The organism is Legionella stuttgartensis, from assembly GCF_977063405.2.
Genome location: NZ_CDRUHA020000093.1, coordinates 194141 through 209787 on the forward strand (window position 1 = coordinate 194141; position 15647 = coordinate 209787).

Consider the following 15647-nt stretch of genomic DNA (forward strand, 5'->3'; position numbering starts at 1 on the left):
AAGAACTAAAGATATCCAACAGGAAAGATTGCAAGCAAGCAAAGCTAATGTATTATTAAATATATAATACTGGTACGAGTCAGAGATATGTACAAACACATTATGGTAGCCGTTGATGATACTAACTCATCCAATCTAGCACTAAAAGAAGCTATTAAACTCGCGAAAAATCAAAATTCCAAGCTATGTATCGTTCATATCATTGATACACTGTATGAAGGAGATGTTGATCGCGACTCATTTGTTGCGTTAACAAAAAAACGAGGACAGGAAGTTTTAAACTCAATGAAGAAAATGCTCAGTCGTTCGAAAATTGAATTCGAAATGAAACTTATCGAGTTAACTCCTTCCAAAGCACAAATTGCGGAAAAACTTGTTGATGAAGCAACTTCATTATCTGCTGACTTAATTGTTATAGGTACCCATGGTCGTCGTGGTCTCCATCACATACTTACCGGGAGTATTGCAGAAGAGGTCATACGAATATCCAAAACTCCAGTATTACTAGTTAAGCGTTAGCAGTTATTAGGCCACCTTACCTAGAACCAAAATCTTTTTTTCTTAACTTCTTTTGCATTGCCTCCTACTCCTCGAAAAAGGTCTATATTAATAAAATCTTAATAATTTTATGCTAAATTGTAGCCTATAAATTGCACACATTGATATAATTATGCCGATAATATACTCAAAGCAACGTATAAACTTCGACTCTTTAACTTCTAGCGATCTTCCTCGATATGAATATCATCGTACTGTACGCAGTGCTATTAGGTTATCTGCTACCAGTTATTCGCAACAAACAAGAGATGGGATAATTTACCAATGGGATAATATAGCTCCAGAGATTGCTCTTGTTATCCTTCAAGAGGCTCAAAAACACCAAATTAATATTCAAAATGAAATAATTCAGAGTATGGGCGAAGAAGTATTTCATAAAGAGTGTCTGCAAAATGCTATTGAGAAATTACAGAGTAATCCACGCTATTCCCTTTTTGTACAAAAATTAGCACTACATATTACAGGTAAAAAATCTAAAGAGCTTAGTCTGGAACACTTAACATCGGCAGGAATTGTGACTCTTGAGCAATTCGATGAAGTATTCACTCACTTTTTGTATGTACAAAATAAATTAGACACGAGCTTCCCTAATTTCAATAAAATAACCGAAGAAGATGATTATTATCAGCTCATAACATACATGGCGAATGAACCATTATATGAATCTTTTCTTCATTCATTAACCCAATATCTTGCTGCAGAGTTTAATAAAGACAGGATAAAAAGCCTTCACGTTGCAGTACCTAAAGAAATCGATAGCAAATCGCTATTAAATTTTTTCCAGGCAATAAGCTATGATCTAAGTGTACAGCCTCCCAAAAAACCACTGCAAGCCAATACACTGTATGTCACATTATTAGAAAATGAATTGAGCTACACAGTCGTTGACCCCATGGGGAATGAAATTACCGCATCAATCCCTCTTAATGAATGCTCTTTTACCTTGGACGAACAAATCACTGAGGAAGAACTAAAAAGTCATTTACCGGATCTGTTGAAAATTACATCTAAAAGAGGTCATACCGGTGATATGGCACTGAGTACCAGAGCATTAAAAGAAAAAGGTATGGCTTTTCTGGAAAGTGATGTTGGTTCAAGCTTATTTTTATCTCATTTACCTGCGGTCGATTTGGTTAAGGATGAGCAATATAAATTTAATCTTTATCAATGGTTAAATCAGGGAAATTTAGAGCGCTTAACAGATCTTTTGGTTTCAGGAGCATGCCAACGCTATAACCAAGAAATGGATACTTGGATAAAACAAATGACCAAACCTGCAGAAATAAATGATGAATTTAAAAAAGAAATCGAGGCTGTGGGTGCTTTAATGAAAGAAATTACAGCCCTAATCGCTACTCTTGATGATAATCCAAATGCAAAAGACCAGGAATTAGATAAAAAAATAGAGCTTTTACAGGTTCATTTAAAAAAACTTAAAAGCCTTTATAACAGCACACCTTTTTTAAAACCAGGAGATGATTACCCCTCGACAGCAGGTAATTTTGAACAGTTCATTAAAAAAATCCTATTCAACTCCTCTGAGGATAAGTTGATTCAATATATTGCCGACAGTAGTGATGCAGACAAAATTTGGAAATTGCATTTGATCGAGTTGGTTAGTGGATTAGTTAGTGACAGAGATTTTGTTGCAGTTCGTGATATAAAAAATAAAAATGACCATTCTTTTCTAACAGATAAATTAGGTTCTATTGTTCCTACACCTATTGTCTTTAGAGAACAGCTTAAAATGAGACTTACAACCTATCTCAAAAATGATATTCATCATTATTGCACAGTACAGAGTTATCAAAATGATAGATTAAATATGACGGAAGCACCTGTTGTTTTTAGAGGAGGTCATTTAACTGATTCCCTTGAGGAAACCATACTTTTTGCAAAAAAAATGACTCGCACGGGGGAATATTCCGCTGACAGTCATTTATTATCTGGACAAGAAAATAATATTAAAAAACATGAAATTCGTTCCGGAGCAGCCACAACCCTGGCAGCTACAGGTGTTGGTGGAACACGTTCCGTTACGGATAAACTTGATGTTGCACTTAAATTTGGTGGTATGAAGGATGTAAAGATTCTCTATATTGTTCGTGGTAAAGAATCATTTCATTCACAACCTTTTGCAGAAATTGTAGGAAAGACCAAATTAGGTGAAATAGCTTATACCCATGTTGATCCTCATGATTATGTCATGACAATACTCTACAATCGTAACAATGAAATACTTGATGTGATTCCAGGAAACTTGGATGGAGAAATTCAAGGAGTAAACGAATCAACTCGAGAAGTGCTTGCCTCGGGCATTAAATTTTATAATAAAAAGCATGATGGATCATCGACTTCACCCTCGGTAAAACTACCAACTCCGCTTAAACAGGAATCTGCAACAACACCTCTTTCAGCTGAGAAAAAACCATTACTTGATGTTCTACACTCTCATCAATTAGAACCTAGTTCATCTGTTCAATTAGTTCCTTCTGCAAAAAAATTCGACAGTATTAGAATTTCACGACACGTTCGTTCTGGTCATAAAATGCTCTCCTTGGAATCATTGAGACCTGAAATAGAATCCCTAAAATTATCTGAGGAAAAACTGCAATTTCCTGAGGGTTCGTTTAAATTGATTCCTGGTCGATTAAGTGAAGTAAGGGAAGCTGCCATAGCTCACTTCAATATGAGACATATATTAACACTGAAAGATTTTAATCGATGGAGCCCTCGGGAGAGAAGGCTACAGGAAACGTACAATCGTATATTACAACCTCATTTTATGGAAGGTGACATTCAAGAACAATTAACGCATGCAAATGTCGCTCATGAAGAGTGGTTAACTGATGTGTTAGTTCCCAGAATGCAGACAGCATTGATCCTTCATCTTGCTGCACGATTAATTACGGATTATCGAGTCGATACCGAAGAAGTAAACACGTTCACTCAAAAATTATTCCATGACATCATGGATGGAGCTCAAAGTTATTCGCTCGTAATTGATTGGTCAAACATTAATGAGTCACTTAATGAAAAAGAAGTACATCAAAGTTGTATTAATAAAGCGCAAAAAAGAATCCAACAATTATATCCTTCTTTAAGCATGGACAGCATCGAATACGAAACCAAATTCAAATCCTTTTTAATAATGGAAAAAAATAAAGTCCAAAAACAACTGGTCAATAAAACAATGTCCCACTTTCTTGATCAAAACTTAGAGCATTTTGTGCAAAAATATAAACTGGAGAAAAAACCCGTTCATTCATTGACTGATAATCGTGATTTTGTTTTTTTAGGTCCTGCAGCGAGCGGTAAAAGTACTATTTCCAATCTATATATTACCAAGGAAGAACGAAAGGATTATGTATCTTTAGCTACGGATGATTATCGAGGCATATTTTTGCCATTTACAGAGGATTTTGAAAAACGAGAAACAGAACAAGCCTTTATTCGTACACAAGACAGCGCCTACTTAATTAGCGAGCTGGTTGAAGAACGTATTTTGGCTCAAACAGACAAAAGACCCAATGTAATTATTGATGGCGTGACCTACAAGTCCTCGCAAAAAGCTTTAGTAGAAAAAAATAATAATTCTGTAGTGGTTTGTGCATGTTTAGATGATATGTCCCAAGTTGTTAAGCGCTCTTATGATAGAGCCAAACAAGAAGAAAGCGGTTCAGCTGATAAAGGACGATATGTTAACACCACTAGCTTGCTCCATATGCATAAGACAGCAAGCCTCAATTTAATAACGTATTGCGCCCCCAATTCTACCATTGCTTTTTATAATACTAATGTACCGCGTGGCATAACTCCTCCCTTGATTGCTACTGTAGATACGCATGGAGAAAAGACACTCTCTATTAACCATGCTCAAGGTTCCTTGATGTATTTAGCTTCTTTTTTCAATAAAGCACGGGTAAATGTAAGAGCTAAAAACGATCAACATCTTTTTTTAAAAAAATTAAAACATCCTGAGTTTCAAATTGATTCATTATTCGCAGTTATGGATCATGGATTTAAAATTGTCCTACAAGGTGAAAATCAATTGCCTTGTTTAGTCGTCAAAAAAGGAACTAATGGTCAGATCATGATGGAAATTCTTGATCCCGAACAAGTCAAAAATAAAATCGAAGAAAATAAAACTGAAAAAGCCTTGTTACAAATGCTTTTATTGTATGGGCAACTTGGAAGTTTGAAAGCTGTTCAAAAAGAATGTTTGATGCATGAAGACATTGATCTAATTGTCGAGCAAATCATTGATGCTCAATCCGAAACCAAACAATTAAAAACCCATCAAACAGAATTCATTTAAAAAACAATTTGCAACTATAATGTATAGAGTGCAAAGTTAATGCGATATAATTCGTTTTTTTAGATCAGGAGGAACCATGAACGCTCGTTTGTTGAAAAAGATCACACGAGAGAGAAATAAGGTAAAACAATTTATCGATGAGATGCGCTCGCTCCTTGAGAAAACTCCTGATACAGCCGAGAGAGCAAATCGTCTTGAGGTTTTTGATACTTTATTACTCTTGGCAACCTATGCAAAAGCTGAAGATCTTGAACATGAATTTCAATGTGTGCTGCCCAAAAATGAAAAGGCGAATACTATCGTTTACTTGCAGCAGCATCTTCGGGAAATAAATGGCTTATGCCAAGGATCCCTGAGCGATGATCATGAAGTATATAAAGATTTATTCGCTGATATCATCACAGAAAAAAAACAAAGTATACGTGACCTGTTGAGTAAAACCATTACGGAGCTCATTTTTGCGAAAACAAATACTCCCTCAGCTCGATTAACTATGTAACATAATTTTTTATGCTACTCCCCAACAAAACAATCCAATTGTTGCGGCCCTAATATGGATTGCTATGGAGTTTTCTCCATTAAGTACTTGTTTCAACTTATAAAAAATGTCTATAAAATGAAAGTCAAACAGTGGCGCCCTCATAAAAAATGGGATAAGATGGGCGCCCCGTTGTTCCTCAGGAGAATCATTCTGAGCACTTTTTTTAACGCGACACGTACGGCAGCTTCTGCAATTTATGCGGAGTTAAAATTTTATCCTTACTATAATCTGGGTTTTCATCTGGATGCAATTACTAGCTTTTTCTGCCACATATTCCGCGCTCTATATGACTTCACTGCATTCCTAATCCGTGTGTTAATTACTCCTTTTTGTCTTTTGAATCCGTTTTCCTGGCCCAGTTTACCAGAGCATGTTTGTAATCTTGTTGATGATTTAGTGGGTACTGCACTTAGCCTGGTCAGTATTGCCATTCATCCTGTTATTTTTATCATCCGTACATTGAGCTCCATATTTCGAGGTTATGATGAAGGAACAGATTATGATTGGGGCTCAGAGCCAGAAGAAGAGGATCTAAATATGGCTATGGCAATTTGGTAACCTTAAGACCAGATTCTGTATTATCGTTCTGCCATTTCAACAAAAGTTCCTTTCTTTAAAAAACTCATTATGAGTTGTCTTGTTTTTGAATTATTCATTATAAAAGTGTGATTGGTATTAACAATAACCGGTTCATTTTGACCTTCCAAACGAGCACATTCAGGGGGAACTTTCGCATCATATCGCCCAGCGATAATCCCCATTTTAATATTTGGAACAGGAACGTGATGCACATATGATGAGCGCTCTGAGCTTAGCTCTGCCAATGGCTTTATTGGAGAGGTGAGCATAGGAAACATCGTCGTAGAGAGTTTAGCTAATTTTGATCCTTGATTTGGTGGTGCCAACATGATGAGGCTACCTATATTTTTTAATTGTTTTTCTGACAAGGTAGCTAATGCCTCTCGGGTAATAATTCCACCAAGACTATGAGTAACAAAATTGATTTTAACGCCTGGATTTTTTTCTAATAAATTTTTAATAAATCGACTTAAATAGATACCATGTTCTTGAATACTGTATTTGGGGGAAGGATAACTATAGGAATAAACGTCATAGCCTTGTCTTGTTAGATAATTTTTTAATGGCCACATACTGAGAGAGGTACGCATCAAACCATGTATTAACACAATAATTTCCCGATTGTGTTTGCCCTGAATAGAAGGAGTTGCTGCGTGGGTTTGTTGCCTAGGATTGGATAAAAATGCATATGATTGAGCCATGTGACTCATCCCAATGAAGATCATCAGAAGGTGGATTAACTGTCTGTTTTTAAGAATAGCTCTGGACATTATTTCTCTTTATTTATTCTAATACGTACCATTTTAATTTAACTCCTATTACAGGTTCAAAAAAATTTTTAATTAAAAAGTATTTTATGAATTAATCGTTTTAAATCCATCCTAATATTGTTCTTAAAATTATCTATGCACTATCTTTCTTTCTAAATTGATAGATTTTTTACCTATATTATGGTACATGTTATCAACATTTGTACAGGTATGCAGTAAGCAATAAATCATTTTATAGAGCCTGTGTAATTAAAGCTCAGCAGTTATCCCCTATTATATTCAAAATTTGGAGTTTGTTATGTTGAAAAAAATAATGATGACCACTCTTTCTGTTATCAGCTTATCTGTTTTTCTTCCTGCTTATGCTGAAGGAGATATGAGTTGTAAGGTGCAAGTGGCTGTTGCTACACCACCAATACCGTTTGATCAGAATGTCGCATTTAATGTAACGTCTTATGAACTGGGGTTAAATAAATCGCTAACCCTAATGGGTGGAAGAGGACCTCAATTTATAGATAACATCCCTTGCTCTCCGGCTCCTCTGACCATCAGTGCAACCGTGTACGCCACACCTGGTTTTACCATGCAGGGCCAAGCCATTGGACAATGTGTTTTAAAAGCAGGATATGTTGTCTTAAATGGTTCGGAAAATAGTGTTTCTGTGGTATTTCCCTACGACTTTAATTGTGCAAATTAATAACTACTATGCGCCTATATCGCTTGGATATAGGCACATGCCGTGGAATATGTATTTCTGAAACTAGCTATCATCCCTCTTACAACGCATTCCCCAACTAGCACCAACGCAACTGAATATAGCACCCAGTAAAAATAATGCGAACGCAATGTATGCACTTGAAGCAAGATTTGCTGGAGTCACATTAACCTCTACAATCGCTTCTTTCTGACCATTCTTTGTTGAAGAAGAAATTTTGGTAGTACCTACAGGCGTGGAGATTTGATTCACTGTAATTGGAACGGCGACTACAGTACGAGAAATAGAATTAGTATAAGTCACTACATATTGACTTAAAAGTCCTATCAGGGCAGCCCCCAAGATTAAAGCCATAACCCAAGTAATAAAACCATATATAATTCCCAAATTATGCTCGGGACAATATAAACGTCCTAAATAACCTGCCGCATAACCTGATACCAGAGTAGAAATTATCACGCCCACAATGATTCCCAATAAGCCGCCGACAACGACTATAACAGATCCATTACTCATTGTTTTAAAGGCACTCAATCCTATAGCAACCCCTAAAAGATTCAATAAAAAAGTAAGGCCCAGCGCAGTTAAGGCCCCTACAAAAACGGCAGTCCAAGAGATCCTTTTATTTGGATAAATACGCCAGTGTTCTTGATCCGATGTAACTTTACTTGTCATTTGAGCCCTCCTTTTCTCATATCGAACATTATAGCTTCAGGAATACATATGAAGTTTTGTTTTGGGACTGTTGCTCTCAATTATATTGAATTTACAGAATAGAAATCATTCAAAAATTAACCTATATATTTTTATTTTTCAAGAGCATACACCATTACAAAGACGAAAGGTAAAATTTATGTCCCTTTAGTTCCTGCTATTTGCTCTATATTTCGAGAAATATTTTTTGCAATCGTACTTAAAGGTAAATCGTTGTCATCTTTACCAAAAGGATCTTCCAATTCCTCGGATAATATTTCCAAACCCAATAAAATATATACGATCATCACCATCATCGGAATAATCATAAATCCGAATGTGTCTACCCAACCAAAAGGGAACATGATGGCATAAAAAAGCATTGCTTGTTTCACAAAAAAGGCAAAGGCATAAGGAACTTGAGTATTGGCGATTCGCTCACAGCCGCCAGTCATGTCAATTAAATTGGCTATATGGGTATCTAAAGTCAGGTATTGCTCCAGATGCAGCTTATTTTCTTGGCGCAACTGATTCAGAATACGATACATTTTTTGTGTTACTAGAAGAACAGGATTTTTTCCTTCAAATTCATGAATACATAGGGAAAGTAACTCGGTTTGAATCTCTTTACTTTCTTTGCGTAAATGAGCTTTGATAATAAGAGGTAGTCTCTTTAACAATTCAAAAAAATAAGGATATTCATTTAATCCAATAAAGGCGTCGAACTTTAAACCTAAATTCCTGCAATTATTATTGATCGATCCCCATAAAATACGACCTTCCCACCAGCGTGCATAACTAGTATTTACTCTAAAACTAATAATTATCGTTAAGATAAAGCTAAAAATCAGATGGAATTGGCCAACGCTATATCGCGTCGCATTTTCAAAAAAAATAGCGATTATTACCGCATACACGATGATAATTATTGTTATTGGTAATAATTTCCGAAACACTTTTTCTTTATAAAACAAAAAAAGATGAGGTACCCAGGTTAAAAGATTATGTGATCTCAATTTCATCGATCCTTACTCTACATAAAAATTACAGTGTAACTTGAGTCCGATTGTGAAGCAAAAGCGATAACTTAGTGACATCAACTTCTAAAAGAGTTTAATATGCGCACTCAATTCAAATAAAAGGATGTTCTGACTATGCTTACTTATATTACCGAACTCTTCAACCGGAGTCTTGAGGGATTTGATGAAACATTTAAAGACACCCCAGCTCATCAAATTGTTTTCGCTACCGCTGCTCTTTATTTTCTTTGGCAACAATACCCTGCAATTGCTCAGGCTTATCGTTCGCGAAATAATAGTACCTATAAACAACGATTAATTGATGTAGCCTATAGCATGGGTAAAAACTTACCTCAAGTAAAAGCCTATTTAGACAAAGAGCTAAATAAAGATCTCCAGAGTACTAAAGATAAGCTAAAGGAATTACGCTCCTCAATGGCATTACAAGACGAAATTCCTGAAGAAAACACGCCACCAAATTTGATTTTAAAAGAATTCGGCATTACCCCCCAAAAGTGTCTTTTTAATTTCTCTGAAGTAAAAGATAACGATGAAGCCAGACAATTTACTGTACAACAGGGAGATGGTCAGGATTCGGGGGCTCTCTATGCGGTTCATCCTCAGGAACTTACTGAATTGCTCAAAGAAGTATATGCTAAAACTGCCTTAACTAATCCTTTGCATGACAAATGGCCCCGCATTATAGCGATGCAAGCAGAGATTATCCGTTGGTGCCAGAATTTATTTGGTGGATCTAGAGATGGTTATGGTTTGATAACACATGGCGGCTCTACAAGTATTATTGAAGCAATGGCGGCTTATGTGATGCACGCTCGGGCCAAAGGAATTAAGAACCCCGAAATTGTAGTTCCTGAAACTGCACATGCAGCGTTTAAAAAAGCAGCCGATCTGACAGGAGCCCGACTTGTCGTCGTTCCCGTTGATCCAAAAACAGGTGCCGTAACTGCCAGTGAAATGAGGAAATATATTACGAGCAATACTGCCGTTATGGTTGGATCTGCACCATCCTTTATGAATGGTATTAATGATCCAATTAGCGAGTTAGGTCAATTAGCACAAGAAAAAGGAGTTCCATTTCACGTTGATTCCTGTTTAGGCGGATTTTTAACAGCCTTTCTAGATACCGCCAAGAATCCTATGGATTTTCGCGTTAAAGGAGTAACCTCGATTTCTGCCGATTTACATAAATATGGCTGTTGTCCTAAAGGAACTTCTGTGTGCTTATTTAGTAAAGACTCCCCTGCTTTATCAGTATATGCTGCTTTAAACTGGCCGGGTGGGCTTTATACTACTCCGGGTATTTTGGATGGCTCAACAAGTGGGGCACGAGTTGCTGAAATATATGCCACACTTTCATATTATGGACGTAAAAAATATCAGGAAATCTCCAAACAAATCGTAGAGATGCGTCAACGGCTGCAAGATAAAGTCGAACAATTATATAAACCAAATGAGGCAGGTAAACGAGACATCGCTATCTTCGGAAATCCACAATGGTCAATACTGGGTTTTCGCAGCGATACGTTAAATCCCCATTTAATTGCTGATGAGTTAGACAAACGAGGCTGGAAGCTGAATTTATTGCAAAAACCCGATGGATTTCATTTATGTTTAACCCATGTACATACTTTGGTTGAACATTTTGAAGATAAGTTCATTAGTGATTTGCAAGATGCTGTAGCCGCTGTAAAAAAATATCCTGCAGATCAAAAGCCCGCTGGGAATGTTAAAGTCTATGGCACCATAGGAATATTGCCCACAGCGGTACAAGAAATGGTATGCAGGCAATATCAAAAAGCACGTCTTTATTATGAAGCAACCTGCAGTAAATTAGGATTATTTGCAACCAACAGCAAGCAAGAAAAAGAAATAGATGAGCAAGAAGCTAAGAAACAGTTGAATTGCTAATTTAGTGAGTACTTCGGCTTGGATTGATGAACTCCCCTCTCCCTTTCATGGGAGGGGGGGTTATAGATGAGAATTCGACTTGCGCTAACTCCATTGTCTAATTTGATTTTCCACTTCCAACGATAAAGCATGATGTGCCATGTCTGTTGGATGAACCGAATCGGCAAAGAGGTAATTGTTTGAAGTTTGTTGACATAAAATAGCCAATGGGGCAGTACATACAGGATTGGTAACATTTTGAAATAAAAACGATACCCCGCTTATGACTGTCGGCTCCCCCGCTTTTGCATTACTGATTAAATTATCCAAAGCAGTATAAGTATCAAAATACAAAATTTTTACTTTATGCCGTTTGGCCACAGCACCCAATTTTTGATTTAAAAGTGAATTAAACATAAAGCTAAGATTTTTTATATTTCCTGGAAGCGATGGATCGCCAATTGCTACTGCCAGTTGGGTTATGAACGGAGTAACACCAATATTAGGCAGAGATAAGACAACGACTCTTTTAGCACCTCGAGCACTAAGTGCCTCAACCTGCTGCACAATCTGAGTGGTGGTCACATCAATCAATTGCATGAACGCAATTGGATTAAGCTGTGCGGAAATTCCATAAAGCATATCGTTCGCACCCGACCAAATAAAGTACATTGCATTAGGATCCAATGTCTTGGGGGCAGTCGATAAGTAATTTTGAACTTGGCGCTGAACGGATGGAGCCCAATAGAAATCTATGCCGGGTTCAGCCACAGTCCTACTTCCTCCACACGCAAAATTAAACCCATTAGGTAGTAATACAATCGGAGGTGCCGGCGGTTTAGATGGGTCATTAAAAATAGGCGTTGAATTATTGGTCATCTTATCATTTGTGGTGGGAAATAAAGTCCCCGGCGGCAAGAGAGGAGTACCCACGATGTCATGCGCTACATATTGAGCCCAAGTGTAACCATTAAAGGTTGTAAATGTAGGTGCTTTATCGGGTATTCCATTTATGAGCGTAAACATATTGTTAAAACCACTATCTGATAAACTATCGCCAAAAAAATAAACTTTGGTAATTTTATTAAGTGGAATAGCTTGTGCGCCATGAGGCAGCATCCCGCATAAAGAAAACATACTCATCAACACAACTAACTGTGTTTTGGCATGTAATATCATTTTTCTTATTTTTGTTACCATCAAATTATCTCCTTATAATGACTTAGCAGCTGTATCGTAATCCTAGCGATACAATATTCTCTGTACCTTTATAGTCGGCACTTACTTGATTGACTTCTAATGGGGCTGCCAAACCGGGAATCCCTTCATTAGTTTGTGTGATGTTCACTGATTGCTTGCGAATAAAAATATGTGAGTAAGCACCATCAACTGAAAAATGATTGTTTATAAAATAGCTCAATCCAAAGTTTAACCAATATTGATCTGCCTCAGGAATAAGCGGAGTACGATTTTCTAAATTGAAGGGGGTCTGATTATAAGCAAATCCTCCACGCAGAGTCAGAGAAGAGTTGTAACGGTAATCAGCGCCAAGAGAACCGAAAAAGGTGTTATGCCATTTCATGGGCACAATATAAATTGTTTCATAAGCATCTGGAGTTGAAATAACAAGATCACCTAAATAATCCCAGAAATTAACTTGAGCTGTTGCCTTAAGCGTCCACTCATTAATATCGTGAGCAAGACCAATAGTTAATACACCTGGGGTCTTAAAATTATTACTTACAGCGGTTTCACTATTAAATAAAAAAGTAGTTGCAGGCGAAGGAACTATATCCCCGATAATTGTATATTGTGCGCCATGGCCACTTAGATTTGTGGAGATTTCCGAACGGTAACTCACCCCAAAACGAGTAAATTGGTCCCACTGATATAAGGCGCCAATTGTATAACCATAACCCCATCCATCACTTTTTAAATGAGTAGGCTGGGTAGATGCAATGAAAAGGTCAATTGGAGGAACTCCTGTGTTCACTCCATCAAAATGCGAGAAAAATGTTTTTAGATATTGAGCTTGAAACCCAACGCCTACCGATAGTTTCTCATTAACTTGATATGCGAGAGAAGGATTAATATCAACAGAATTAATCTCACTTTTGACTGCTGCGTAACGTAATACAGAAGCTTCGGAATATTTATTATCTAAATAAAATGGCTCTACAACTGCTAAACCCAGAGTTAACTTATCCAGAGGTGTGCGCCAACCAATATAACCTTGTGGAATAAAAACTGCGTTGCTGATGTTATGTTGGGAAGCACTTCCTTGGACAGGTCCGGTAATAGTTGATGGCGGCATACCTGGTACATAAAAAGTGTGAGTAGCTTCTCCATTGATCATGCTGATTTGGGGAATAAGCTCACTTGCACCGAGATAAATCTGGCTTTGCTGTAAAGTAGCTAATGTTGCGGGGTTGTTATACAAAGCAGAAACATCGTTATTAGCCGCCGCAGAACCAGCCATTGCAGAACCTTGCAGGCTTGGGCTAGTCTCATTGATTTGCAAACCCGGAGCAGATACTGATACCCCAACAAAAAATTGAGAAATTAAAACACCAGCTGCAAATTCCTTATTTAATAAACGTGAATAACTCACCTTAGACTCCTTTCTTCATTTCATTGCACTTCATTTAAAATCCAGCAAATACCTTGTCAGATTTGCAAAGAAAGTTCAAATCTATTTTTATTTTCTTGCCAAACTTACCTGATTTTTGATCATACTCGGTATATAGAGAGTGAGGACTGTAGAAAAGGAAGTCATAAAGTTTTTGGATTGCTCCTTATATTTAAGCCGGTTAAGATAGATAGAAATTTAAAATCTAAAGGAATAGATCCATGAGTGATTTTTTTCAAACTCCGCCTCTTTTAGGCAATCAATATGATGAAGATCGAGTTTTAAAAACGTATCTAGAATGGAAACTTCCTTCTTCCATGCTGACCGAAATTCAACCTGAATTGTACCGTCTGGGTCAGCGAGTCATCGAAGAGATCTATAAATTAGGCCAAGAGGCTGAGGCATTTCCACCCAAGCATGTACCTTATGACCCATGGGGTAAACGCATTGACCATATTGAGGTTTGTCAAGCATGGAAAGAACTCGACAAAATCTCTGCAGAAGAACAATTAATTGCCATAGGGTATGAACGACGACATGGTGCATTATCACGCATTCATCAATTTGCCAAATTGTATTTATTTCATCCCTCATCAGCAATCTATACTTGCCCGCTCGCGATGACTGATGGGGCTGCTCGCGCATTGGAACTGTATGCAGATGAGGCCTTGAAAAAACACGCATTCCCCCATTTAACCTCTTCTGATCCGGCTCATTTTTGGACTTCTGGACAATGGATGACCGAACGCACTGGAGGTTCTGATGTTAGTGGCACATCGACGATTGCAAGACCAGATGGTGCTCATTATCGTCTTAGTGGTGTTAAATGGTTTACTTCTGCCACAACATCACAAATTGCTATGACGCTTGCGCGTATTGAAGGCGCCCCCGAAGGCAGTAAAGGGTTAAGTCTATTTTATCTTGAACTCCGGGATCAGATGGGCAAACTGAATGGCATACAGATTAATCGCTTAAAAGATAAATTAGGTACTCGTGCCTTACCCACCGCAGAATTAACTCTAGAGGATGCTCCTGCATTATTAGTTGGGACAGCTGGAGATGGGGTTAAAAAAATTTCATCCCTGTTTAATATTACACGCATTTACAATGCCTGCTGTGCTGTGGGTTACATGCGAAGAGCCCTTGCGCTTGCTCGTGATTACGCAACAAAACGTGTTGCTTTTGGCCACACCTTATCAAAACATGCACTCCACCTGGAAACATTAGCAAACATGCAAGTCGAATTTTCCGCCGCATTTCATCTGGTGTTTCATGCAATTGAGCTTTTAGGAAAAGATGAATTAAATGAAGCAACAGAAATGGAGCGGGCAGTACTAAGACTCTTAACTCCTCTGATAAAACTTTATACGGCAAAAAAAGCAATCACCTTAGTCAGCGAGACTCTAGAAGCTTTTGGTGGAGCTGGCTATATTGAAGATACAGGACTTCCACAATTATTAAGAAATGCACAAGTATTATCCATATGGGAAGGAACAACTAATATTCTAAGTCTTGATGCATTGCGCGCCATTCATAAAGAAAACGCTGCGATATTTTTTCTTGAGGACATCCAGAAGCGATTGAGTCAAATTAACAATAAAGAACTGATCAAGTCTCAAATAAAAACAAAGCACGCCATTCAAAAACTGAAAAACCATGTTCAATCCATGTCTCAGATGAATGAAGAAGAACAACAGGCTGGGGCACGACAACTTGCATTTGCATTGGCACAAGCCTATGCCGCCAGCTTATTATTAGAACATGCCCAATGGACCTTGAAAAACAATAAGGATACCCTACCCGTAATAACTGCAATTCGTTGGTGTGAAAAAAGTCTACCTGAATTGGTACATTTTTCGGAAAATTATAGGAAGGAATCACAAGTACTGGCTATGGATTATAACGGCTTTCACTAGA

The 15647-nt window shown here is 37.4% G+C and carries 12 protein-coding genes; 7 read left to right on the forward strand and 5 right to left on the reverse strand.

All coding sequences use genetic code 11. From position 1 onward, the window contains the following. Nucleotides 1-87: 87 nt before the first annotated feature. From ACWTEW_RS31010 to ACWTEW_RS31025, 4 genes are all read left to right on the forward strand, one after another. The gene (locus ACWTEW_RS31010; protein ID WP_454781819.1) at nt 88-519 is read left to right on the forward strand and encodes a universal stress protein; all 432 of its coding nucleotides are present in this window, start codon (nt 88-90) and stop codon (nt 517-519) included. A gap of 151 nt (nt 520-670) precedes the next feature. After that, on the forward strand, nt 671-4876 hold the full coding sequence (locus tag ACWTEW_RS31015) for a DEAD/DEAH box helicase family protein (protein ID WP_454781820.1): 4206 nt from the start codon (nt 671-673) through the stop codon (nt 4874-4876). 76 nt (nt 4877-4952) lie between these two features. After that, on the forward strand, nt 4953-5375 hold the full coding sequence (locus tag ACWTEW_RS31020) for a hypothetical protein (RefSeq protein ID WP_454781821.1): 423 nt from the start codon (nt 4953-4955) through the stop codon (nt 5373-5375). 117 nt (nt 5376-5492) lie between these two features. Continuing rightward, nucleotides 5493-5975 carry a hypothetical protein gene (locus ACWTEW_RS31025; protein WP_454781822.1) on the forward strand — a complete coding sequence of 161 codons (483 nt, stop codon included), beginning with the start codon at nt 5493-5495 and terminating at the stop codon, nt 5973-5975. Between the two features lie 20 nt (nt 5976-5995). On the opposite strand, the gene ACWTEW_RS31030 is transcribed toward ACWTEW_RS31025, so the two are convergent. Then, nucleotides 5996-6766, reverse strand: a complete 771-nt coding sequence (locus tag ACWTEW_RS31030) for an esterase/lipase family protein (RefSeq protein ID WP_454781823.1) — start codon at nt 6764-6766, stop codon at nt 5996-5998. Between the two features lie 298 nt (nt 6767-7064). Between ACWTEW_RS31030 and ACWTEW_RS31035 the strand changes: the two genes are divergently transcribed. Beyond that, a complete protein-coding gene (locus ACWTEW_RS31035) occupies nt 7065-7463 on the forward strand; it encodes a hypothetical protein (RefSeq protein WP_454781824.1) in 399 nt (132 codons plus the stop codon). Between the two features lie 63 nt (nt 7464-7526). Here the strand turns inward: ACWTEW_RS31035 and ACWTEW_RS31040 are convergent, their stop codons facing one another. Together ACWTEW_RS31040 and ACWTEW_RS31045 are read right to left on the reverse strand one after the other, a co-directional pair. Further along, nucleotides 7527-8156 carry a hypothetical protein gene (locus ACWTEW_RS31040; protein ID WP_454781825.1) on the reverse strand — a complete coding sequence of 210 codons (630 nt, stop codon included), beginning with the start codon at nt 8154-8156 and terminating at the stop codon, nt 7527-7529. A gap of 176 nt (nt 8157-8332) precedes the next feature. After that, a complete protein-coding gene (locus ACWTEW_RS31045) occupies nt 8333-9196 on the reverse strand; it encodes a bestrophin family protein (RefSeq protein ID WP_454781826.1) in 864 nt (287 codons plus the stop codon). 132 nt (nt 9197-9328) lie between these two features. Between ACWTEW_RS31045 and ACWTEW_RS31050 the strand changes: the two genes are divergently transcribed. Further along, a complete protein-coding gene (locus ACWTEW_RS31050) occupies nt 9329-11122 on the forward strand; it encodes a pyridoxal phosphate-dependent decarboxylase family protein (RefSeq protein ID WP_454781827.1) in 1794 nt (597 codons plus the stop codon). 84 nt (nt 11123-11206) lie between these two features. Here ACWTEW_RS31050 and ACWTEW_RS31055 read toward each other — a convergent pair whose 3' ends face one another. Both ACWTEW_RS31055 and ACWTEW_RS31060 read right to left on the reverse strand, forming a co-directional pair. Beyond that, the gene (locus tag ACWTEW_RS31055; protein WP_454781828.1) at nt 11207-12301 is read right to left on the reverse strand and encodes an SGNH/GDSL hydrolase family protein; all 1095 of its coding nucleotides are present in this window, start codon (nt 12299-12301) and stop codon (nt 11207-11209) included. A gap of 22 nt (nt 12302-12323) precedes the next feature. Continuing rightward, on the reverse strand, nt 12324-13712 hold the full coding sequence (locus tag ACWTEW_RS31060; protein WP_454781829.1) for an OmpP1/FadL family transporter: 1389 nt from the start codon (nt 13710-13712) through the stop codon (nt 12324-12326). Between the two features lie 239 nt (nt 13713-13951). Between ACWTEW_RS31060 and ACWTEW_RS31065 the strand changes: the two genes are divergently transcribed. After that, nucleotides 13952-15646 (forward strand): acyl-CoA dehydrogenase family protein, encoded by a 1695-nt coding sequence (locus ACWTEW_RS31065; protein ID WP_454781830.1) that lies wholly within the window; start codon nt 13952-13954, stop codon nt 15644-15646. Nucleotide 15647: the final 1 nt, after the last annotated feature.

Coding starts and splice junctions, on each gene's coding strand:
- ACWTEW_RS31055 (WP_454781828.1), bottom strand. CDS start 12,301: ATGGTAACAAAAATAAGAAAAATGATATTACATGCCAAAACACAGTTA.
- ACWTEW_RS31020 (WP_454781821.1), top strand. CDS start 4,953: ATGAACGCTCGTTTGTTGAAAAAGATCACACGAGAGAGAAATAAGGTA.
- ACWTEW_RS31040 (WP_454781825.1), bottom strand. CDS start 8,156: ATGACAAGTAAAGTTACATCGGATCAAGAACACTGGCGTATTTATCCA.
- ACWTEW_RS31065 (WP_454781830.1), top strand. CDS start 13,952: ATGAGTGATTTTTTTCAAACTCCGCCTCTTTTAGGCAATCAATATGAT.
- ACWTEW_RS31025 (WP_454781822.1), top strand. CDS start 5,493: ATGAAAGTCAAACAGTGGCGCCCTCATAAAAAATGGGATAAGATGGGC.
- ACWTEW_RS31010 (WP_454781819.1), top strand. CDS start 88: ATGTACAAACACATTATGGTAGCCGTTGATGATACTAACTCATCCAAT.
- ACWTEW_RS31050 (WP_454781827.1), top strand. CDS start 9,329: ATGCTTACTTATATTACCGAACTCTTCAACCGGAGTCTTGAGGGATTT.
- ACWTEW_RS31045 (WP_454781826.1), bottom strand. CDS start 9,196: ATGAAATTGAGATCACATAATCTTTTAACCTGGGTACCTCATCTTTTT.
- ACWTEW_RS31030 (WP_454781823.1), bottom strand. CDS start 6,766: ATGTCCAGAGCTATTCTTAAAAACAGACAGTTAATCCACCTTCTGATG.
- ACWTEW_RS31015 (WP_454781820.1), top strand. CDS start 671: ATGCCGATAATATACTCAAAGCAACGTATAAACTTCGACTCTTTAACT.
- ACWTEW_RS31035 (WP_454781824.1), top strand. CDS start 7,065: ATGTTGAAAAAAATAATGATGACCACTCTTTCTGTTATCAGCTTATCT.